19 protein-coding genes are annotated in these 20,975 nt (G+C 74.4%); 6 read left to right on the top strand and 13 right to left on the bottom strand.

Features of this window, described 5'->3' with window-relative positions; translation table 11 throughout:
- Nucleotides 1-5 precede the first annotated feature (5 nt).
- The 8 genes from ACFXDE_RS18250 to ACFXDE_RS18215 all read right to left on the bottom strand — a co-directional run bounded on the left by ACFXDE_RS18250 (nucleotide 6) and on the right by ACFXDE_RS18215 (nucleotide 10,845).
- Nucleotides 6-830, bottom strand: coding sequence for a helix-turn-helix transcriptional regulator (locus tag ACFXDE_RS18250; protein ID WP_380495404.1), 825 nt, complete (start codon nucleotides 828-830; stop codon nucleotides 6-8).
- Between the two features lie 120 nt (nucleotides 831-950).
- Nucleotides 951-2,267: an MFS transporter gene (locus tag ACFXDE_RS18245; protein ID WP_380495402.1), complete on the bottom strand. Its 1,317-nt coding sequence runs from the start codon at nucleotides 2,265-2,267 to the stop codon at nucleotides 951-953.
- Nucleotides 2,264-3,508: an ATP-grasp domain-containing protein gene (locus ACFXDE_RS18240; RefSeq protein ID WP_380495400.1), complete on the bottom strand. Its 1,245-nt coding sequence runs from the start codon at nucleotides 3,506-3,508 to the stop codon at nucleotides 2,264-2,266. Before ACFXDE_RS18240 ends, ACFXDE_RS18245 begins: the two co-directional genes overlap by 4 nt.
- Before the next feature lie 38 nt (nucleotides 3,509-3,546).
- Nucleotides 3,547-5,640 carry a biotin carboxylase N-terminal domain-containing protein gene (locus ACFXDE_RS18235; protein ID WP_380495398.1) on the bottom strand — a complete coding sequence of 698 codons (2,094 nt, stop codon included), beginning with the start codon at nucleotides 5,638-5,640 and terminating at the stop codon, nucleotides 3,547-3,549.
- A gap of 7 nt (nucleotides 5,641-5,647) precedes the next feature.
- The gene (locus tag ACFXDE_RS18230) at nucleotides 5,648-7,252 is read right to left on the bottom strand and encodes a carboxyl transferase domain-containing protein (RefSeq protein ID WP_380495396.1); all 1,605 of its coding nucleotides are present in this window, start codon (nucleotides 7,250-7,252) and stop codon (nucleotides 5,648-5,650) included.
- Nucleotides 7,249-8,508 (bottom strand): aminotransferase class I/II-fold pyridoxal phosphate-dependent enzyme, encoded by a 1,260-nt coding sequence (locus tag ACFXDE_RS18225; protein WP_380495394.1) that lies wholly within the window; start codon nucleotides 8,506-8,508, stop codon nucleotides 7,249-7,251. The genes ACFXDE_RS18230 and ACFXDE_RS18225 overlap by 4 nt, the downstream gene beginning before the upstream one ends.
- A gap of 317 nt (nucleotides 8,509-8,825) precedes the next feature.
- Nucleotides 8,826-9,692: a PhzF family phenazine biosynthesis protein gene (locus tag ACFXDE_RS18220; protein WP_380495392.1), complete on the bottom strand. Its 867-nt coding sequence runs from the start codon at nucleotides 9,690-9,692 to the stop codon at nucleotides 8,826-8,828.
- A 55-nt stretch (nucleotides 9,693-9,747) separates the two neighbouring features.
- Entirely contained in the window at nucleotides 9,748-10,845 is a 1,098-nt protein-coding gene (locus ACFXDE_RS18215) for a DUF5937 family protein (RefSeq protein ID WP_380439251.1), read from the bottom strand.
- A gap of 101 nt (nucleotides 10,846-10,946) precedes the next feature.
- On the opposite strand from ACFXDE_RS18215, the gene ACFXDE_RS18210 reads away from it, so the two are divergent.
- The 4 genes from ACFXDE_RS18210 (at nucleotide 10,947) to ACFXDE_RS18195 (ending at nucleotide 15,012) form a co-directional block, all read left to right on the top strand.
- Nucleotides 10,947-12,230: an MFS transporter gene (locus ACFXDE_RS18210; protein WP_380495388.1), complete on the top strand. Its 1,284-nt coding sequence runs from the start codon at nucleotides 10,947-10,949 to the stop codon at nucleotides 12,228-12,230.
- A gap of 164 nt (nucleotides 12,231-12,394) precedes the next feature.
- Entirely contained in the window at nucleotides 12,395-13,198 is an 804-nt protein-coding gene (locus ACFXDE_RS18205; RefSeq protein ID WP_380495386.1) for an MBL fold metallo-hydrolase, read from the top strand.
- A 6-nt stretch (nucleotides 13,199-13,204) separates the two neighbouring features.
- Entirely contained in the window at nucleotides 13,205-13,636 is a 432-nt protein-coding gene (locus tag ACFXDE_RS18200) for a nuclear transport factor 2 family protein (RefSeq protein WP_380495384.1), read from the top strand.
- Nucleotides 13,637-13,764: 128 nt separating this feature from the next.
- Nucleotides 13,765-15,012: an NAD(P)/FAD-dependent oxidoreductase gene (locus ACFXDE_RS18195; protein WP_380495382.1), complete on the top strand. Its 1,248-nt coding sequence runs from the start codon at nucleotides 13,765-13,767 to the stop codon at nucleotides 15,010-15,012.
- Nucleotides 15,013-15,109: 97 nt separating this feature from the next.
- On the opposite strand, the gene ACFXDE_RS18190 is transcribed toward ACFXDE_RS18195, so the two are convergent.
- Nucleotides 15,110-15,568 (bottom strand): hypothetical protein, encoded by a 459-nt coding sequence (locus tag ACFXDE_RS18190; RefSeq protein ID WP_380495380.1) that lies wholly within the window; start codon nucleotides 15,566-15,568, stop codon nucleotides 15,110-15,112.
- A gap of 132 nt (nucleotides 15,569-15,700) precedes the next feature.
- Between ACFXDE_RS18190 and ACFXDE_RS18185 the strand changes: the two genes are divergently transcribed.
- Nucleotides 15,701-16,117, top strand: a complete 417-nt coding sequence (locus tag ACFXDE_RS18185; protein WP_380495378.1) for a DUF3592 domain-containing protein — start codon at nucleotides 15,701-15,703, stop codon at nucleotides 16,115-16,117.
- Between the two features lie 15 nt (nucleotides 16,118-16,132).
- On the opposite strand, the gene ACFXDE_RS18180 is transcribed toward ACFXDE_RS18185, so the two are convergent.
- Together ACFXDE_RS18180 and ACFXDE_RS18175 are read right to left on the bottom strand one after the other, a co-directional pair.
- Nucleotides 16,133-17,113, bottom strand: a complete 981-nt coding sequence (locus tag ACFXDE_RS18180) for a hypothetical protein (protein ID WP_380495376.1) — start codon at nucleotides 17,111-17,113, stop codon at nucleotides 16,133-16,135.
- A gap of 181 nt (nucleotides 17,114-17,294) precedes the next feature.
- The gene (locus ACFXDE_RS18175; RefSeq protein ID WP_380495374.1) at nucleotides 17,295-18,176 is read right to left on the bottom strand and encodes a helix-turn-helix domain-containing protein; all 882 of its coding nucleotides are present in this window, start codon (nucleotides 18,174-18,176) and stop codon (nucleotides 17,295-17,297) included.
- A 182-nt stretch (nucleotides 18,177-18,358) separates the two neighbouring features.
- On the opposite strand from ACFXDE_RS18175, the gene ACFXDE_RS18170 reads away from it, so the two are divergent.
- Nucleotides 18,359-19,117 carry an SDR family oxidoreductase gene (locus tag ACFXDE_RS18170; RefSeq protein WP_380448089.1) on the top strand — a complete coding sequence of 253 codons (759 nt, stop codon included), beginning with the start codon at nucleotides 18,359-18,361 and terminating at the stop codon, nucleotides 19,115-19,117.
- 57 nt (nucleotides 19,118-19,174) lie between these two features.
- On the opposite strand, the gene ACFXDE_RS18165 is transcribed toward ACFXDE_RS18170, so the two are convergent.
- Together ACFXDE_RS18165 and ACFXDE_RS18160 are read right to left on the bottom strand one after the other, a co-directional pair.
- Nucleotides 19,175-19,864 (bottom strand): GPP34 family phosphoprotein, encoded by a 690-nt coding sequence (locus ACFXDE_RS18165; RefSeq protein ID WP_380495372.1) that lies wholly within the window; start codon nucleotides 19,862-19,864, stop codon nucleotides 19,175-19,177.
- A gap of 26 nt (nucleotides 19,865-19,890) precedes the next feature.
- A complete protein-coding gene (locus tag ACFXDE_RS18160) occupies nucleotides 19,891-20,865 on the bottom strand; it encodes a Clp protease N-terminal domain-containing protein (protein WP_380495370.1) in 975 nt (324 codons plus the stop codon).
- Nucleotides 20,866-20,975: the final 110 nt, after the last annotated feature.

Here is a 20,975-nt window from a genome sequence, read left to right as displayed (position 1 = left end):
TCAGGTCAGGGCCGGGCCAGCACGACGAAGCGCAGGTCCGGCCGGCCGCCGGGGCTGAGCACCTGGGCGACGACCTCGACGGGCTCGGGGCGGACGTGCGGCAGGTGCAGGCTGAACCGGTCGCCGTCGCGGTTGGCGACCACGCAGGCCCGGCCGGCCCACAGCCGGCGGCAGACCGGGTCGCGCAGGACCTCGGTGAGCAGCGCGACGAGCTGTTCGTCGCCGGGGTAGCCGGCCATGGCGAAGCGGATCATGGCGAGGGTCATCCGGGCCTGCCAGGTCCAGTCGGCCATCTGCGCGCGGGCCTCGGGGTCGGTCAGCAGCCAGCGGACGAAGTTGGCGCCGGGGCGGGCGACCCACGGGAACCACTCGGCGGCGGCCCGGTTGTGGCCGACGACGTTCCAGGCGTGGTCTGCGAGGTAGGCGGGCTCCGGCATCTGACGGTCGACCAGTTCCTGGAGGTTGCTCAGGTCACCGGGCGCGTGCGGTCCGACGGCCGGGGTGCCGCCCATCGCGTACAGGTACAGCGAGGCCCGCTCGTCGGCGTCGAGCAGCAGGACGTCGGCGAGCCTGCCCAGCAGCCTGGGGTCGAAGCGGGCGCTGCCACCGCGCTCCAGGTCGCGGTACCAGCGCTCGCTCATGCCGAGCGTGGTGGCGACGGTCATCTGCGGCAGCGGCTTGCCGAGGCCGAGCCGCTGCCCGGCCCGGGCCCGCCAGTCGCGTAACAGGCTGGCGAGCCCCGGGAGTTCGGCGACGGCCGACTCGTCGTGGTCGAGGGGCGCGGGAATGTCCAGTGCCTCGCACGGCACCGTGAGTCTCTCCGCCGACAAGAGTCCCCACCCCCATGGTTCCGTGCCGGAGGGGTGTCCTCGGCACGTTCAGGGGAGCCTAACTCCTGGCGTGTATTCAATCAAGCAACTATATACCTACTCAAGCAACACAGAGTGACATCAGCTGGTCAGAGCCTCCGGTTCGGCCGTGGAGGTGGCCCGCTCGGCCGCGACGGCGCCGCGCGAGGCGAGGACGGTGACGGCGGTGGCCCCGGCGAACAGCGCGGCGAGCAGCACCCAGCCCGCCGCGCCGGCCGGCAGCAGCAGGCCGGTTGCCAGGAACGGACCGATGATCAGCTGCGCGCTCATGCCGGTGCTGAACAGCGACAGGTAGCTGGACCGGCCCGCCGGCGGCGCGAGTTCGTAGGAGATCTCCCAGCGCGAGACGGCGTGGAGGTTCTCCCCGACGGTCAGCATCGCGACGGCGACCACCGCGGCCCCCAGCGCCAGGTACTCGCCCCGTCCGTCGGCGAAGGCGAAGAACGCGCAGGCCAGCACCAGGAACAGGCACGCGACGCGGAGCATCTTCAGCGCCCTGGCGAGCCCCTGCGCGAGGCGGCCCACGGAGAGTTGGAGCACCACGGTGAGGACGGTGTTGATCGCCAGCAGGCCGGAGCTGGCGCTGGCCGGCAGCCCGGCCCGCTCCACCACCCAGAGCGGGAGCAGGATGAACAGCACGCAGTCGTGCAGCATCAGGATCGCGTTGGCGGCGGTGACCAGCAGGAACCGCCGGTCCCGGTAGGGCGATCCGCCCGTCGCGGCGGCCTCGGCCGGTGCGGCCCCGGCGGCGGGCGCCGGCGCTTCGGCACCGCCCGCGACCCGGCCGGCCCGCACCACGGCGAGGGCCACCGCCGCGAAGGCCGCCGCGTTGAACAGGAACAGGGCGACGAACGCGGCCCGGGAGTGGGCGGCCTGCACCAGCGCGGCCAGCAGGAAGCCCACGGTGAGGCCGATGTTGGTGATGGCCCGCAGCGAGGCCATGGTCTTCGTGCGCTCGGCGGCCCCCTCGAACTCGCCGACGATCACCTGCAGCAACGGTGAACAGGCCCGCGCCGCCGCGATGGTGAAGCACGTGACGACGAGGTACCCGGCGTAGCTGCCGACCAGGGCGTACCCGATGAACCCGGCGCCGCGCGCGAGCGTGAGCGCGACGTAGACCGGGCGGGCGCCGAACCGGTCGGCGACCGGCCCGAAGACCAGCGGGCTGATCAGGCCCACGACGTTGGCGGAGGCGATCGCGGTGCCGACGGCGACGGCGCTGATGTTCAGGTAGTGGACGAAGTACAGCGTGGCGGTGGCCAGGTAGAGGCCGTTGGCCACGGCGTCCACGGTGGTGCCGGCGGCCATGATCCGGCCCTGCCGGGAGCCTGGCAGCAACGACGCAGTGAGCCGGCGCAGCAGACTCGCCGCCGGCGGGGCGGTGGCAGTCGTCGTCACTCGGACTCCACGGTGAAGCGGACCGAGTCGGCGAGTTCGCGGGCGAGCTTGCGGGCCTGGGCGGGGGTGTCGGCGCCGACGACGATGACGCCGGCCCGGTCCCCGGAGGTGCGCAGCGGGCGGACGGTGCCGCCGGGCGCGACGGCGAGTTCGGCGCGGAGCACGTCGGGGTGGGCCGCGGCCTCCTCCCAGCCGTCGACGGCGACGACCTTCCCCGGCGGCGGGGTGAGGTAGCGGGCGGCGGCGGCCCGGACCGGCGTCAGGTCGGCCGCTTCGCGCGGGAGGCCGAGCAGGTCGTCGTAGATGAGGCCGTAGACCTGGAACCCGGGGATCACGTGGCCGAGCATGCGGTGGATCCAGTCGCCGCCGTAGCGGTTGTGGACCTCGCCGAGCACGATGCCGTCGGGGCCGAGCCAGAGCTCGACGTGGAAGGCGCCGCGGCGCAGGCCGAGGACGTCGAGCGCCGCCGCGACCGTCCGCTCGATCTCCGTCCGCCGCGCGTCCGGGAGTTCGGCCGGGAGGATGTGGCCGACCTCGACGAAGAACGGCGGCTCGACCTTCTCCTTCTCGGTGACGGCGAGGACGACCGGCGCGCCGTCGAGGAAGAGCCCCTCGACGCTGTACTCGGCGCCGTCGACGAACTCCTCGACCAGGAACGGGCCGGTGCCGGGCAGCAGGGCGACGGCGTCCGCCAGCCCGTCCGGGCCGGTGATCCGGCTCACGCCCGTGCTGCCCATCGCGTCCCGGGGCTTGACGATCCAGGGCCCGGTGGACGCGGCGAGGAAGGCCGCGGCCTCGTCGGTGCCGGCGCAGAGGCGGACGGCGGGCTGGCGGAAGCCGGCCGCGGCGAGCGCCTCCCGGCAGGCGTCCTTGGTGCGCACGCGGCGGACGGCCTCCGGCGGGTTGCCCGGCAGCGCGAGGGCCTCGGCGGTGTCGGCGGCGGCGACCTGGGCCATCTCCTGGAGGGCGAGGACGGCGTCGAACCGGGTGCCGTCCGCGACCTGGCGGCGCGCCCAGGCGGCCGTCTCGCCGGGGACGGTGAAGTCCACCGCCGAGACGGCGCCGGCCCGGCCGGTCACCGCCTCCGTGGCGGCGAGCACCGCCTCCTGGTTGGTGAGGTGGGTGCGCAGCCCCCGCTCGTGGGCTTGGTCGAGGGCGAGTTCCGCCATGTCGAGGCCGAGCGACACCGCCCGTACCCCGCCGACCAGCAACAGCGTGGCGGGGTCGGTTCCTGCGGACATGCGAGGGCTCCTTGCTCCAGGGGTGGGTGGTGCGTGGGTCAGGCGTCGTCGTCGGCGGGCGCGAGTTCGACCAGGACCTGCTCGGTGGCGACCAGGTCGCGCACGGCGCACGTGATCGCGGTGACGACGCCGGTGAAGGGCGCGAGGATGCGGTTCTCCATCTTCATCGCCTCGACGACGACGAGGGCGGCCCCCTCCTCGACCCGGTCGCCGACCTCGCAGAGGAGGCCGACCACGGTGCCCGGCATCGGCGTCTTGACGGCGTTGTCGGCGGCCGCGGCGCCCGCGCCGGCGACGCTCCGGTCGGCCAGGGCCACCCGGTGCCCGTCGATGCCGAGCTCCCAGCCGGCTGCGGTGCGCAGGCCCGTCCAGGCGAGGCCGTCGACGGTCCCGCGGAACAGGCCCGGGCTGCCGGGCACGGCGGTGGCGGCGACGGTGAACGGCCGGCCCTCGACCTGCACCTCGGCGCTCGCGCCGCGGCGGGCGGTGAGGCCGACGCCCAGGGTTCGTCTGCCGTGGCGCAGTTCGACCCGCCCGAACGGCGCGACCGGGTCGAGCCGGCGGCGGTCGGACGGGCCGACGGTGCCCTGCCAGGGGGAGGCGGGGGCGCCGTCGAGCGGCGGGAGCTGCATCGCGGCCGCGCACGCGGCGGCGGCCTCGGCGCGCTCGGCCGGGGTGGTGCTGCCCTCCGCCGGGGTGGCGACCAGGGCGTCCACCAGGTGGGTGTCCATCCGGCCGGCGACGACGGCGGGCGCCCGCAGGAGCTCCGCGAGGAAGCCCAGGTTGGTGGTCAGGCCGAGCAGGGCGGTCCCGCGGACGGCGTCGGCCAGGCGGCGCAGCGCGGCCGGGCGGTCGGGCGCGTGGGCGATCAGCTTGGCGACCATGGGGTCGTAGAAGGCGGGCACCTCGGCGCCGCCGGTGAAGGCGGATCCGCCGAACTCCGGCTCGAAGGCGTCGAGTCCGGCGTCGAATCCCGCGTCGAATCCGGCCGCGCCGGTGCCGTGGCCGGTCGTGGTGTCGTCGAAGGCGGCCTCGACCCGGACGCCGGCCGGCCAGCGCACCGCGGCGGCGCGGCCGGGCGCGGGGCGGAAGCCCTCGGCCGGGTCCTCGGCGTAGACGCGGACCTCGACGGCGTGGCCGGTGGCGGTGATCTCGTCCTGGGCGAGCGGGAGCGGCTGCCCGTCGGCGACGCGCAGCTGCCACTCGACCAGGTCGACGCCGGTGATCTCCTCGGTGACCGGGTGCTCCACCTGGAGGCGGGTGTTGACCTCCAGGAAGTAGCAGCGGTCGGCCGGGTCGACGATGAACTCGAAGGTGCCGGCGTTGACGTAGCCGAGCGAACGGGCGCCGCGGACGGCCGCTTCCAGGAGCTCGGCGCGGACGGCGTCGGGCAGGTTGGCGGCCGGGGCCTCCTCGACGACCTTCTGGTGGCGGCGCTGCAGCGAGCACTCGCGCTCGAAGAGGTGGACGACGTTGCCGTGGCGGTCGCCGAAGACCTGGACCTCCAGGTGGCGGGGCCGCTCGACGTAGCGCTCGACGAGCAGCCGGCCGTCGCCGAAGCTGCCGCGGCCGAGCCGGACGGCCTCGGCGACGGCGTCGGGCAGTTCGGCGGCGGCGCGCACGACGCGCATGCCCTTGCCGCCGCCGCCCGCCACGGGCTTGAGCATCACGGGGTAGCCGATCCGCTCGGCGTCGGCGAGGATCGCCTCCGCCGATTCGGTGGCGGTCTCGGAGCCGGGCAGGACGGGCACGCCGGCGGCGGCCATCAGGGCGCGGGCGGTCGACTTGTCGCCCATGGCCGTGATCATCTCGGCGTCGGGTCCGACCCAGACCAGCCCGGCGGCGGCGACGGCCGCGGCGAAGCCGGGGTGCTCGGAGAGGAAGCCGTAGCCGGGGTGGACGGCGTCGCAGCCGGTGCGTAAGGCCGCGTCCACGAGCGCGGTGACGTCGAGGTAGCTCTCGGCGGCCGCGGCCGGCCCGATCCGGACGCGTTCGACGGCGCCTTCGAGGTGGGCGGAGCGGTGGTCCGCGTCGGAGTGCACGGCGACGTACTCGACGCCGAGGCGGCGGCAGGTGCGGGCGATCCGCCGGGCGATCTCGCCGCGGTTGGCGATCAGGACTCGTTTGATCATTTCGTCATCACATCCGGAACACGCCGAAGCGCGTCTCCTGCTTGGGAGCGTCGACGGACATGGCCAGGCACAGCGCCAGCCATTCGCGGGTCTCGGTCGGGTCCACCACGGCGTCCACCCACATCCGGGCGGCGTAGTAGAGCGGGTGGGACTGCCGCTCGTAGGTCTCGATGATGGGGCGCTTGATCGACTCCTCCTCCTCGGGGGAGAGGACCTTGCCCTCCTTCGCCAGCTGGTCGCTGCGCAGGAGCGCCATCACCGTCGCGGTCTGCTCGGCGCCGACCACCGTGGACTTGGCGCTCGGCCACATCGCCATCAGCCGCGGGCCCATCGAGCGCCCGCACATGGCGAGGTTGCCGGCGCCGTAGCTGCCGCCGACGACCAGGCTGAACTTGGGCACCTTGGCGGTGGAGACGGCGTTGACGAGCTTGGCACCGTGCTTGGCGATGCCGTCGGCCTCGTACTCGGCACCGACCATGAAGCCGTTGATGTTGTGCAGGAACAGCAGCGGGATGTCCCGCTGGGTGCACAGCTCGATGAAGTTGGCGGCCTTCTGGGCGCTCTCCGGGAAGAGGACGCCGTCGTTGATCAGGACGCCCACCGGGTAGCCGCCGATGTGGCCGGTGCCGCAGACGATCGTCGGGCCGTAGCGGGCGCGGTACTCGACGAGCTCGCTGCCGTCCAGCAGGCGGGCGAGGACGTCCCTGGCCGGGATGTGCTCGCGCAGGGTCGCGCTGACGATGCCGGGCAGTTCCGCCGGGTCGTACAGCGGCGGGCGCGGGGTCCGCGGCGGCGGGGCGAGTGCCGGGCGGCTGTCGCGGGCCATGATCTCCCGGACGATCGCGAGCGCGTGCTCGTCGTCCTCGGCCAGGTGGTCGGCCACGCCGCTGACCCGGGTGTGCAGGTCGGCGCCGCCGAGGGTCTCGGCGTCCACCATCTCGCCGGTGGCGGCGCGCACGAGCTGCGGGCCGCCGAGGAACACCGTGCCGGTGCCGCGCACGATCACCGTCTCGTCGCACATCGACGGGATGTACGCGCCGCCGGCGGTGCAGCTGCCCATGACCGCGGCGATCTGCGGCAGGCCGAGGGCGGACAGCTCGGCGATGTTGCGGAACATCCGGCCCAGGTGGTGCTCGCCCGGGAACAGGTGCTCCTGCAGCGGGAGGTAGACGCCTCCGGAGTCGACCAGGTAGATGCAGGGCAGGCCGTTCTCGCGGGCCACGTTCTGGGCGCGCAGCTGCTTCTCGACGGTCAGCGGGAAGTAGCTGCCGCCCTTGACGGTCGCGTCGTTGGCGAAGATCACGGCCGGCCGGCCGCTCACCACGCCGATGCCGGTGACCAGGGCGGCCGAGGGCACGTGCTCGTCGTAGACCTCGTGCCCGGCCAGCTGGCCCAGCTCCATGAACGGCGTGCCCGGGTCCAGGAGCCGGTGCACGCGCTGACGGGCGGTCATCTTGCCGCGCTCGGTGTGGCGCCGCCGCGAGCGCTCGTCGCCGCCGGCCACGGCGGTGGCCCTGGCCCGCGCGATGACCTGCCGCTTCTCGTCGAACGCCGCCGAGTTGCGGCGGAACGCCTCGGAGGAGGTGTCGACGTGGGACTGCAGGACGGTCATCGGCGCTGCTCCTGGGCGCCTGCGGCCTTGGCGGCCAGGCCCTCGGCACGCAGGCCGTCGTTGAGGGCGGTGCAGAAGTCCCGGATCTCCGCCTCGGCCATGTTGGCGCGCAGCATCAGGCGCAGGCCGGCCTTGCCGCGGCCGATGACCGGGAAGAAGATCGGCGAGGTGTAGTAGCCGCGCTTCAGGAGCTCCCCGGCGAGGCGGATGGTGGCCTCCTCGGAGCCGATGTCCACGAAGCGGATCGGCAGGCCGTCGCCGCTGAACGAGGTGTCCACGAGCGAGTCGAAGAGGGAGATGTTGTCCTGCAGCCGCAGCTGGAGCTCCTTCAGCTCCGGGGAGCGGTGCAGTTCGACGGAGGCCATGACGGCGCCCAGGCCGGCGGTGTTGATGCGCTGTGACCACATCAGCGGGCCGCCGTTGCGCAGCGCGGTGTCGCGGCGCTTCCGATCGCCGTTACGGCCGAGGAAGATCGCCCCGCCGGACGCGCCGAAGCCCTTGTTGAGCGAAGTGATGATCAGCGTGCGGTCGTTCATGCCGCCGCGCGCGGCCATCTCCTCCAGGACGGCGCCGCGCCCGCGCTCGCCGACGGTGGAGACGCCGTGCGCCTCGTCGAAGAACAGGAACAGCCCGTACTTCTCCTGGAGGCGCAGCAGTTCGGCGATCGGGGCGGCGCCGCCGGTGCTGTAGACGCCGTCGGCGACGAAGGCGACCTGCGGGTGCTTGCGGCAGAGGTCTTCCAGGGCCGCCATGTCGTTGTGCGCGATGGTGACGATCTCGGCCTCGTCGGCGACGGCGGGCTTGAGCGCGTTGAGGCAGAAGTGCGCGTTCTTGTCGAAGACCATCAGCGGCGGCACGTCGTCGGTGAGCAGCCCGGAGGCGAGCAGCGGCAGGCTCGCCCAGGCCGCGGCGGCGCACGAGGCGACGGTGACGGCCTCGACGTCGAACAGCTCGGACAGCGCGGTCTCGGCGTCGCGCAGCGAACCGAAGCGGATGCGCATGCGGGAGGTCGAGCTGTTGAGCGCGCCCTCGGCGAGCACCGCGTCGGCGGCGGCCCGCACGATCCGGGGGTGGGTGTCGAGGCCGAGGTAGGAGTAGGAGGACATGTTCACGAACTCGTGGCCGTCGGCCAGCGCCCGGTGCCGCCCGTCACCGAGGCCGGACACCACGATGTCGAACATCCCGGCCTCGGAGGTGACCTCCCAGAAGTCGTGGCTGATCCGCGCGGACTTCTTGAGGTTCAGGTAAGTGTGCACGCCGGTTTCCTTGTCGGATTGCGGTACAAAAATGCAAGGCGAAGCCACCCGGAATGACGACGTCATTCGGGACCATCGGGGTCATTGGGGGAAAGGGCAACGCCGCTCAGCGAACGGAAGCATTGATCCAAAGAATTCAATACCCCGGAACGACTGTCAACCGGAAACTATTTGCCGCCTCGCAAAACGGACAGACCGGTATGCGCCGGGTGCACCGGAAAATATTTGCCGGTCGGCCGCCATTGACACCCCTCGGGCCATTGGATAAAAACCGGGGCGCATTGTGCCGACCGACCGGTCGGGCGGGAAACCCGGGATTACCGGATCGGGACGGCGGCGCCCGAGACGCGGACGCGGGCGTCGCCCTCGCGCAGCTCGACGTGCAGCAGACCCGGGCGGCCGAGGTCCTCGCCCTGGTGGAGCGTCAGGACGGCCGACGCGCCGACGGCGCCCAGCTCGCGCAGGTAGGCGCCGAACGCGGCGGCGGCCGTGCCGGTGGCCGGGTCCTCCACCACGCCGCCGACGGGGAACGGGTCGCGGACGTGGAAGACGTGCGTGCTCTCCCGCCACACCAGCTGGAGGGTCAGCAGGCCCCGGGCCGTCATGTAGGCGGCGAGGCCGTCGAAGTCGTACGCGAGGCGGGCCAGGCGGTCGCGGGTGGCGGCGGCGAGCACGAGGTGACGGGCGCCGGCGTAGGCGACGCGGGGCGGCAGGTCCGGGTCCAGATCGGCGGCGGCCCAGCCGAGGAGGGCGAGCGCCCCGGCGACGTCGCCCTCGCTCACGTCCTCGACCTTCGGCTCGACGCTGGTGAGGGTGGCGCGCAGCACGCCGTCCGCGTCCGCCGCCACCTCGACCGGGACCTCCCCGGCCGCGGTGCTGAAGACGAACCGCCCTGGGCCGGTGCGCGCGGCGAGGGCGACGGCCGAGGCCACGGTCGCGTGCCCGCAGAACGGCACCTCGGCGAGCGGGCTGAAGTACCGGACGGCGTAGGCGCCGCGGCCGGTGCCGGGGGTGAGGAAGGCGGTCTCCGAGTAGCCGAGCTCGGCGGCGATGGCGAGCATCCGCCCGTCGGACAGCCCGGTGGCGTCCGGGACGACGCCGGCCGGGTTGCCGCCCTCGGGGCGGGTCGCGAAGGCGGTGTAACGGAGGATCTCGGGAGTGGTCGAGGACGTGTCACGGGTCATGCCCGACGAACGCGGGCCGCCACGACCGTGTTCCCCCCGGTCACCCTTCCCCCGGTCACCGCAGGACGGCCTCCAGCAGGTCGGAGCCCAGCCGGGCGCTGCCGGCCAGGTCGAGCTCGTACAGCATGTACCGCCCGCGCCGCCGGGTGACCAGCAGTCCGGCCTTGCGCAGCACGGCGAGGTGGCGGGAGACCTCGGGGGCCGAGAGCTGCCAGGCGGCCGCGAGTTCGCCGGTGGTGTGCGGGCCGCGGGCGATCGTCCGGGCCAGGCGCAGCCGGATCGGGTGGGCGAGCGCCTCCAGCCGCTGCTGGACGAGCGCCAGCGAGACCGGCTCCGGCAGCCCGGCCTCGGCCACGGGGTACTGGACGACCGGCCGCCAGCCCGGGGCGTGCACGACGAGCAGGTGCGGACGGCCGAACGCGGTCGGGATGAACGTCACTCCCCCGCTCGCCACCCCACTGGTGGCGTTGTCCTGGAGCTTGTCGACGACGATCCGGCGCCGGCCGTCCGCGCCCTGCTCCAGCGCGACGGACGGCGAGACCGCCGCGAGCGCCTCGCCGGCGCCGCGCAGGCGCACCAGGTCGGCCTTGCGCCGGGCGTCGGCGGCGAGGTCGGGCAGGACGCGCTGCCAGGCGTCGGCGAAGAACGCCGACCCGCAGTCCTCCAGCATCCGCCGCACCAGGGCGCGTACGGCGGGCGGGTCGGCCAGCAGCCGGTCCGCGAAGGCGGCCTGACGGGGGCCGCGGGCGAGGGCGAGCTCGCGGGCCCGCTCGTTCGCGACGGGATCGCTCAGCGGGGAGGCCATCCGCCGGGTGAGCCTGGAGGAGCCGCACGTGGTGATGAGCGCGGCGGTGACGTACAGCTCGTCGTCGACCCGGTCGACGGCGTCGAGCTCCTCCGCGAGGGTGGCGCCGGGCAGGCCGGGCACGAGGAAGTCCGCGCGGGAGGAGCGCCAGAGGAAGTCCGCCTCCAGCAGCCGCTCCGACAGCTCGGGCGGGATCGTCGCGGCCGTGGAGGAGGCCCAGCCGTGCAGCGCGGGGTGGTGCCCGGGCTCGGCGAGGACGTGCAGCATCGCGTTCAGCTCGGCGAGCGGGGACGGCGTGAAGACGAGGCGCTCGTCGGGCAGTCCGGTGATGTCGATGGTCAAACTCACGGAAGGAATCCTCCCACCAGGCCCGATGCACCCCGCCGCCGATTGACGCGAACCGTCAATCGACGTGCCCCGGCGGCCGGCCGGGGCGCACGGTGTCGGCCATGAGCCTGATCCAGGAGAAGTCCGTCCACGACCACGCCGCCGCCCGGGCCGGTGAGCCGCCCGCGCCGCCGGTCGGCACGAGCCGCCGCGGCCCGTCCGCCCTCCTCACCCTGCTCACCGCCGCCGGCGGGCCCCGCTACGCCGCCGCCCTGCTCGTGGACGCGGTGGGCACCGGCCTGCTGCGCCCGTTCCTGTTGCTCTACGGCATCGAGGTGCTGCACCTGACCGCCGGCGGGGCCGGCCTCGCGATGACCCTCGGCATGGTCGTGGGCCTCATGGTGGTGCCGCTGACCGGCCGGTGGATCGACCGGGGCGCCCGCACCCTGCCGGCCGCGGCGACGCTCGCGGTGCGGTCGCTGGGCGCGCTCGCGCTGCTCGCGGCCGGCGGCCTGCCCGGCTTCACGGCGGCGGCCGTGCTGATCGGCGTGGGCAGCCAGTCCTGGCCGGCCACCCACGCCGCCGTGGTCAGCACCCTGACCGAGGGCCGGCTGCGGGACGCGGCGCTGGCCGCCGGGCGCTCGCTGCGCAACGCCGGGATGGGCGCGGGCGCGCTGCTGGCCACCGTCGCGGTGACCGGCGGCGAGGGCGCGATCCGGCTGCTCGCGGGCGTGACGGGCGTGGCGTGCCTCGGCGCCGCCGCCCTCGTCCGCTCGCTGCGGGTGACGGCTCCGCCCGCTCCCTCCGCTCCCGTCGGCGCTCCGCAGACCGGCCCCCGCACGCCGATGCGGCGGATCACCCTGCTCAGCCTCGCCAACGTGCCGTACGCCTTCTGCTTCGACGTGCTGGAGGTGGCCCTGCCCGCGCTGCTCGTGCTGCACCTCCAGGCCTCGCCCGCGTGGTCGTCCGGCGTCTTCGTGGGCAACACGGTGCTGGTGCTCGCGCTCCAGCTGGCCCTGGTGCTGCGCCTCGCGCACCGGCCGCGGCGCGTGGTCATGGCGGCCGCCGGGTTCGCGCTGTCGCTGTCGTTCCTGGGCTTCTGGGCGGCCGGTTCGCTGGGCGGCACGCCGGGCGCGGCGGGCATCGCGATGGTCGCGGTGCTGTTCACGCTGGGCGAGATCCTCTACACCGGCTCCGGCACGGCCCTGGTGGCGGCCGTGGCGCCGCCGCACCTGCTCGGGCGGGCGCTGGCCCGCTGGGAGCTGTCGATGGGCGTGGGCAGGGCGGCGGCACCCGCGGTGCTGACGGCCCTGCTGGCGGCCGGGCCCGGGGTGCTGTGGTCCACGCTGGCGGTCGCCACGCTCGCGGGCGCGGTGGCGGTGCTGCGGCTGGGACCCGCGGAGTGACGCCGGCCGCGGCGGCCCTTCCCGGGATGCGGGCGGGCCGCCGAGCACCGATCCTGGGCGCGACGCCTGTCCCCGGAAGGAAGATGCATGAGCGAGCGAAGCGAGCAAATCATCGAGAGGTGCGTGTTGCGCGAAGCGCCTGCCGACCGAAGGGAGGCGGGCGCATGAGCGCGCTCGACTTCGAGGTCATCGACAGCCCGGACAGCTCCCTCAACAAGACCTCCGTCCTCGTCACCGGCCCGAACGACGCCCTGCTGGTGGACGCCGGCTTCACCCGCTCCGACGGCCGTCGCCTCGCCGAACGGATCCGGGCCACCGGCAAGCGGCTCACCACGGTGTTCGTCAGCCACGGCGACCCGGACTTCTACTTCGGTGCGCAGGAGGTCCAGGACGCCTTCCCCGAGGCCCGCTTCCTCGCCACCCCGTCCACCGTCCAGCACATCCAGGACACCTACGAGGCCAAGCTCGGGGCCTGGACGCACCTCGGCCCCGAGCTGCCCACCCGGCTCGTGCGGCCCGAGCCCCTGCACGGCGACGAACTCGTCTTCGAGGGCCACCGGTTCGAACTGCGCGGCGCCGACTTCCACCTGCCCGACCGGCACTACCTGTGGCAACACCACCACCACGCCGTCCTCGGCGGCGTACTGCTGTTCGAGGGCCTGCACGTGTGGACCGCCGACACCCCCGCCCCCGAGCAACGGGCCGCCTGGATCGACCTGTTGGACGGCATCGAGGCGCTGGAACCGCAGTTCGTCGCGGCCGGCCACCGCACCGCCGGCGCGCCCACCAACCTCACCTCCGTCTTCCACACCCGCGACTACCTGCGCGCCTTCGAGACCGAGATCGGCCGTTCCCCGGACGCCGCCGCGGCCAGACAGGCCCTGGAGAAGCGCTTCCCGGACCTCGGCCTGGCGATCGCCGTCGACCTCGGCACGAAGGTCGCCATGGGCGAGACGACCTGGGGCTGAGCCACGATGATCGAGATCCCGCGCGGGACCGCCGCGTTCAACGAGTCCGCCGCCCCCGCCGACGTCGTCCGCCGCCAGTACCTCGCCTCCGCCCGCGGCGACCTCGCCGCCCTGCGCGCCACCCTCGCCGACGACATCGAGTGGACGGAGATGGCCGGCTTCCCCCTCGCCGGCACCTACCGCACCCCCAAGGGCGTCACCGGCAACGTGATGGAACGCCTCGCCGCCGAGTGGCACGACTGGACGGCCCACGACGACACCTACGTCGTGGACGGCGAGAACGTCGTCGTCCTGGCCCGCTACACGGCCGTCCACAAGACCACCGGCAAACCCCTCGCGGTGCGCGTCGCCCACCACTTCGTGGTGCGCGGCGGCCGCATCGTGCGCTTCGAGCAATTCACCGACACCGCCCTGGTCCGCGACGCGACACAGCCGTAGGCCACGCCCCCCACCTGACTTCACCCGAACGGGGGAGCCGGTGGCGGCGCGCCCGGCGCGGTCTCGACAGGCCACCGGCGAGGCGGCAGGCTGGCCGTCGATCCGGGCCGGAGAGCGAGGAGTTCAGCATGGGAACCGCGGACGACAGCGGACGTGAGCGGCCGATCGTCATCGTCGGCGCGTCGCTCGGCGGGGCCAAGGCCGCGCAGGCGCTGCGCGAGGCCGGGCACCGGGGCGGCATCGTCCTGATCGGCGAGGAGCACGAGCGCCCGTACGAGCGGCCGCCGCTGTCCAAGGGCTACCTGCTCGGCAAGACGCCCCGCGAGAAGATCTACGTCCACCCGCCGCAGTGGTACGCCGAGAACGACATCACGCTGCGCCTCGGCACGGCCGTCTCCGCGATCGACCCCGCCGCGCACACCGTCACCCTCGCCGACGACGGGCGGATCGAATACGCCAAACTCCTGCTCACCACCGGCTCGGTGCCGCGCCGCCTGCCGGTGCCCGGCGCCGACCAGGACGGTGTGCTCTACCTGCGCCGGGTCGAGGACAGCGACCGGATCAGGGCGGCGCTGCGCCCGGGCGCCCGGGTCGTGGTGATCGGCGCCGGCTGGATCGGCCTGGAGACCGCCGCCGCGGCCCGGGAGGCGGGCGCCGAGGTCACCGTGCTGGAGGCCGCCGAGCTCCCGCTGCTGCGCGTGCTCGGCCGCGAGGTCGCCCAGGTCTTCGCCGACCTGCACCGCTCGCACGGCGTCGACCTGCGCTTCGAGGTCCGCGTCGAGGAACTCACCGGCGCCGACGGCACGGTGACGGGCGTCCGGCTCGGCGACGGCGGCACCGTCCCGGCCGACGTCGTCATCGTGGGCATCGGCATCGCGCCCGCCACGGCCCTCGCCGAGGCCGCCGGCCTGGAGACCGACAACGGCATCAAGACCGACGAGCACCTGCGCACCTCCGCCCCCGACGTCTACGCGGCCGGCGACGTCGCCAACGCCTACCATCCGCTGTTCGCCCGCCACATCCGCGTCGAGCACTGGGCCAACGCCGTCAACCAGCCCCAGACCGCCGCCCGCGCGATGCTCGGCGGGGACGACGCCGGGTACGACCGCGTCCCGTACTTCTTCACCGACCAGTACGACCTCGGCATGGAGTACGTCGGCTACGTCGACCCGGGCGGCTACGACCGCGTGTTCTTCCGCGGCGACCCGGCCACCCGCGAGTTCATCGCCTTCTGGCTCGCCGACGGCCGGGTCCTCGCCGGCATGAACGTCAACGTCTGGGACGTCACCGACCCGATCCGCGAACTCGTCCGCTCCCGGCGGGTGGTGGACCCGGCCCGCCTCGCCGACCCGGCGGTCCCCCTCGGCGAAGTGTAGGGGCCCGGGAGGGGCGCGACCGCTTCTGGGCGGGCACATGGGGCCGCCCGAGCTCGGAGAGCTCGAACCGACACGATCGCCGGGGCCCGAACCGGTGTCAGTGCGGCGACGAGGGCGGGACCCACGGGTGGGTGCCGGACTCGTTCGGGGTGCTCGCAGGGGGGCCTGCGGGGGCGGGCGGATCGCCTGCCGGACCGGTGGGGTCGGGCGTCGTCGGTGGCGGGGCCGGTTCGGTCCGGTCCCGCCGCAGTGCGACCAGGGACACGACCGCGGTGAGCACGGCGGCGATGGCCGACAGCAGTCCCGCCAGCGCGCTGACGAGTGCCGTGATCTCCGCGGTGCGGTCGACGGGTTGGCCCTCGCCGCACAGGCACGGGAAGTGGATGGCCTGGAAGAAGGCCAGGACACCGCCGGCCACGAGCAGGAAGGCCAGCACGCCGAGGCCCGCCGCCACGCGCATCCGGCGGACGAACCAGCGCGGACGCGCCGCGACGGCCCGGACCCGATCAGGACGCGGACGCCAGTCGAACTCGCCGTTGCTGCGGTCGGATTCCACCACGCCAGGGTAGTCCCGGGGGACGGGTCACGTGTCCATTTCAGGACGTGACCACCGCTCGGCCGACGGCTGACGAACTGCCCGTCCGTGATACTGGAGGTCCTGGGACGGCGGCGCGGGCAGGGAGGCGTGGTGGGTGGGACGGCCGGGTTCGCCGTGGTGGTGTTCGGCGGGCTGGGGGGCGTGGTCGCGTACCTGGCCGGGGTGGTCGGGTTGCGGGAGGTGCGGCGGCTGCGGCGGGTCGGGGTGCCGGTGCGGGCGCTGGTGCGCGAGCGCGTGCCGACGCCCGACGACCGGGTCTCGCCGCCGCGTCCGCTGCTGCAGTTCGAGACCGAGGACGGCCGGGTGGTCGAGGTCTTCTCCCCCGTCCCGTCCACCCGGCGTCACCCCCTGCCGGACGGTGGCCACGTACCGCTGCGCTACGACCCGGCCGACCCGCGCCAGGTGCTCGTCGAGGGGCGCGAACGGCGGCCGCTGGAGTACGGGTTCATCGCGCTGGGGCTGTCGATGGTGCTGATCGCGCTCGTCCTGGCGGTCGTGGCACTCTAGGCGGACCGGACCGCCTCAGGCCCCGACGGTGGCGAGGGCCGGACGGAAACCCGTGCTCGCCCCGAGGATCGGCTGGGGATCGGACCAGACGCTCCCGCCGGGGTCGAACCGGTTCCACCAGATGCGCTGGTCGCCGTCCGCCCCCTTCCACGTCATGACGGTGGACCCGCCGTAGACGGCGAGGGCGGGCCCGACGCCACTGCGCGCCCCGGGCACCGCCTGGGGCGGGGTCCACACCGTCGAGGACGGGTAGAGCCGGCTCCACCAGATGCGCTGGTCGCCGTCCACCCCCTTCCACGCCATGAGCAGTCCGCCGCCCGGCTGCCCGGCCAGGGCGACCCCGGCGCTGGTGGCGGCGCCGTCGACCGGCTGCGGCCCGGTCCAGGAGTTGCTGCCCGTCGAACCGCCCTGGTAGCTGTTCCACCAGATGCGCTGGTCGCCGTCGACACCCTTCCACGCCATGCACGGCACGCCGTACGGCCCACCGCTGCGGTCGACCGCCAGAGCGGGCCCGAAGCCACTGGACGCCCCGGGGACCGCCTGCGGTGCCGTCCACCCGCCGTAGTAGCTGTTCCACCAGATCTGCTGGTCCCCCGTGACGCCCTTCCACGCCATGAAGACCCCGGCGTAGTCGGTCAGCGCCGGGCCGACGCTGCTCGCGGCGCCCGGCACCTGCTGGGGCGCGGACCAGGCACCCCCGTCGAACGAGTTCCACCAGATCCGCTCGTCGCCGAGGACACCCTTCCAGGCCATGCACAACGGCCCGCCCCACGGCCCGGCCAGGGCGACCCCGGCGCTGGTGGCGGCGCCGTCGACCGGCTGCGGCCCGGTCCAACCGGTGCCGTTCACAAGCTGGTTCCACCAGATCCGCTGGTCCCCGTCGACGCCCTTCCACGCCATGAACGTGCTCCCGTCGGCGACGCCCGCGAGATTCGGCAGCCGCTCGGCACCGACCGCGACCGGCACCACCGATCCGCCGACTCCGGCCACGGCCACGGCCGTTGCCCCCAGGCGGAGCAGACGCCTCCGGCTCAACCCCGAGCTCAGAGCTTCTTGCGACACTGTTGACCCTCCGTCACATGAGAGGTGCTCATCGAACCCTGTGCGCGCCGGGGAGCGTACGGAAGCCACTATGACACGGGCGAACGGCGGTGGGGGGAGGCCGAGTTCAGCCGCCCTAGTCCCGGCTCGCCCGCAGCGCCGACGGGGTGGTGCCCGTGTGGAGGCGCATCGTGCGGGTGAGGTGGCTCTGGTCGGCGAAGCCGCAGAGCTGGGCGATCGCGGCGATGGGGGTGTCGGTGGTGAGCAGGGCCCGGCGGGCGTGTTCGAGGCGCAGGCGGACGAGGTACTGGTGCGGCGACTGGCCGGTGGAGGCGCGGAACGCCCGGGTGAAGTGGGACGGGCTGACGCCGGCCACGGCGGCGAGGTCGGTGAGGGAGAGCCGGCCGTCGAGGTAGCCGTTCATGTGGTCGACGACCCGGTCGAGCCGCTTCGGGGTGAGGCCGCCGTCCCGTTCGGGCAGGCCGGGGCCGCGGGTGGCGGCCGTGCGGATGAGGTGGGCGGCGAGGGCCTGGAGCAGGGACTGCGCGTAGAGCGGGTCGGCGGGGCGGGGGCCCTCGTACTCGGCGACCAGGCGCTCGACGAGCATGGCGAGGAACGGGTCGGTCAGGTGGAAGCGCGGGGCGAGTTCCAGCGGCCCCGGCAGGTCGCTCTCGGTGGCGAGCTTCTCCAGCCAGGCCGGTTCGAGGGCGACGATCATGAGTTCGGCGTCCTGCCCCCAGCGCGGGCGGGAGGCCCAGCCGGCCGGGTTGATCAGCGCCTGGCCGCGGTGGAAGCGCTCGCGCCGGGGCCGGCCGTCGGCGGACCAGGCGAGGTCGGCCGAGGTGCCCGCGTGCACGGCGAGGACGTGCCGGGTGGGCCCGTCCTCCATCGGGGAGTCCCCGGTGGCGGCCCGTTCGAGGCCGCGCTCGACCACGGCCTCGTCGAGGTCCTGGCCACTGCCGGAGAGCCGGAGCAGGTGCGGCTTGATGGCGGACAGGGACGTCGCGTGGGTGGTCATACCGTCGATTCTGGTCCGTCCGGGGGACGGATGACGACCGCGGGCGGCGGCGGATCCGGGTGCCGCGCGAGATCGTGAGCGGTTCGTTCCAGGGGGCGCCGGATCGTTCAAGCCCCGGAGGGGCCTCGCGGCGGACAGTGGCGCGGCGAACACATCCCCCATCTGGCGAGGAGCCGTAGATCATGAGCAGCAACCACTCCCTGGCCGGCAAGGTCGTCCTGGTCGGCGCCGGTGCGAAGAACCTCGGCGGACTGATCAGCCGCACCGCGGGCGCCGACGGCGCGAAGGTCGTCGTGCACTACCACTCGGACGGGACCGCGGCGGACGCCGAGGCGACGGTCGCCGCGGTCAAGGCCGCCGGCGGCGAGGCGGTGGCCGTGCAGGGCGACCTGACGAAGCCCGCCGAGGTGGAGCGCGTCTTCGCCGTCGCGAAGGAGACGTTCGGCGGCGTCGACGTCGCCGTCAACACGGCCGGCATGGTGCTGCGCAAGCCGATCGTGGAGACCACCGAGGCCGAGTACGACGTGATGCACGCCGTGAACGCCAAGGCCGCGTACTTCTTCATCCGCGAGGCGGGCAGGCAGCTGAACGACGGCGGCAAGGTCGTCACGATCCTGACCTCGCTGCTCGCAGCGTTCACGGACGGCTACTCCACCTACGCGGGCGCCAAGGCCCCGGTCGAGCACTACACGCGGGCCGCGGCCAAGGAGTTCGCCGCGCGCGGGATCTCGGTGAACAACGTCGCCCCGGGCCCGATGGACACCCCGTTCTTCTACGGCCAGGAGACCCCGGAGCGCGTGGCGTTCCACAAGTCGCAGGCGATGGGCAACGACCTGACGAAGATCGAGGACATCGTCCCGATCGTCACGTTCCTCGCCACCGACGGCTGGTGGATCACCGGCCAGACCCTCTTCGCCAACGGCGGCTACACCACCCGCTGATCCGAAGGACGCGCCCCGGCGCTGCCCCGGGCCCGTCGGGTCCGGGGCAGCGCGCCGTCACGTGATGACCGCCGTCGTCGCGGCCGTGGCGGCGGTGACGACGGTGATCGCCGCGATCGCGGCCTGCATGTTCCGGATCGCCTCGCCGACCGGTCCGCTCGCCCACTCGCCGGCCGCGATGGCCGCGAACCGCGGCTCGACCTCCTTGCGGGGCAGGTCGGGGAAGGCCAGGCGGTGCAGGCGGGTCGCGTGGATCAGGGCGATCAGCGTGGCGGTGCGGGCGTCCGGGTCCTCGCCGCGCAGGACGGCGGCGGCGAGGCGCTCGCGCAGTGCGCGCTCGACCGTCGGGTCGGCCTCGGGGTAGCGGCGGACCGGGAAGATGCCAAGGGCGCGGTGGCGCTCCTCGGTGATCAGGCCGCGCTCGCACAGGCGCTGGACGGCGTCGCGGACGGCGGTGGGGCGGTCCGTGGTGAGCCAGCCGGACGCCTTCCCCGCCCCCCGACCCGCGCCCTTGCGCTCGGCCCACTCGGCGAGCCGGTCGAGGCGGCCGTCCAGGAGCGGGTCGCCGGTGGGGGTGCGGTCGGCGACGGCGAGCCGGCCGTCGTCGACGGTGACGCGCCCGGCCAGCACGAGGTCCGCGAGGATGCCGCCCGCGACGGCCCAGCCCGCGCTCGCCGCCTCCTTCGCGACGCCGGACTCGTCGTCCAGCGAGAGCAGCATCAGTTCTTCGCCGATGGTCACCTGCATGTCCAGGCCCCTTCCGTGGTTCGTGATCATTGTTCCAGGAGGCCCTCGGGGCCCGTGAGGTCGGCCCCCAGGGTCTCGGCGAGGCGGCGGGCCCGGGTGTCCTCGCGCAGCAGCGTCCGGAGCAGGGCGTCGGTGTCGCGGGCGCCGGCCAGGTAGGCCTCGACGGAGCGCGGGTCGGCGGGCAGCGGCAGCCCGCCGTCGGCGAGGGCGGCGTGCGCGCGGGCGTGGTCGAGGCCGAGCCGGGCGGCGAGTGCGGAGTCCTCACCGTCCGCCGAGCCGTCCGCGGGGCCGCCCTCCGGGCCGCTGTCCGGGTCGCCGCCCGGGGGCTGCCGCTGGTGGCGGGCGACCTCGTGCAGGGCGAGGACGGCGAGCAGGACGTGTTCGGTGCCGGGCGAGCGCCGGCCGAGGCGTTCGGCCTGGGCGTCGGTCTCCCGCCGGACGGCGGCGAGGGCGGCTCCGGCGGCGGCCGGGCGCGTCAGCATCCGTTTCCAGCGCGGCTGCCGACCGGCGCGGTGGGCGAGGACGGCGTCCCGGGTGGGGCGCAGCAGGGGGTGGAGGCCGCCGCGGGCCGCCGGGGCGTCGAGGTGCGCGAGGACAGTGGCGGGGGCGACGCCGCAGCGGGCGAGCAGTTCGGCGGCGCGGTTGCCGGGGTCCGCGAGGACGGCGCGCAGGACGTGTTCGGCGGTGAACCTCGGGGCGTGTTCGTCGCGGGCGTGGTCCATCGCCGTGCCGAGGGCGTGGGCGGCGGCCGCGGAGATCCGGCGCTCGGCGTCCGCGAGCCCGCCGTCGTCGGCCGTCCACTCCACGCGGCGGTCGCGCAGGGCGGCGTGCAGGGCGGGCGCGGGCGCTCCGGCGGCGGTGAGGGCGCGGGCGGCGCCGCCGCCGCCGGCGGCGGCCGCGGCGGCGAGCAGGTGTTCGGTGCCCAGCCGCCCGCCGCTGACCTGTCGCGCGGTGTCCAGGACGTCCAGCGCCCGCCGGTCCGGTTCCAGTGTCGTCTCCATGCCGGCCCTCCCCATTCCTTGGCCGCGACCATACGTCGAATTTGCCTTCACTTTGCCGAATTCGACGTAGGGAACGCGTCAAGAAATCCCGGCGCGGACCGGGGAAGCCG

The organism is Kitasatospora sp. NPDC059408 (assembly GCF_042751525.1).
Lineage (GTDB): Bacteria > Actinomycetota > Actinomycetes > Streptomycetales > Streptomycetaceae > Kitasatospora.
Note: the sequence above shows the minus strand (reverse complement) of the source record. Positions and strands in the feature narration are given on the sequence as shown.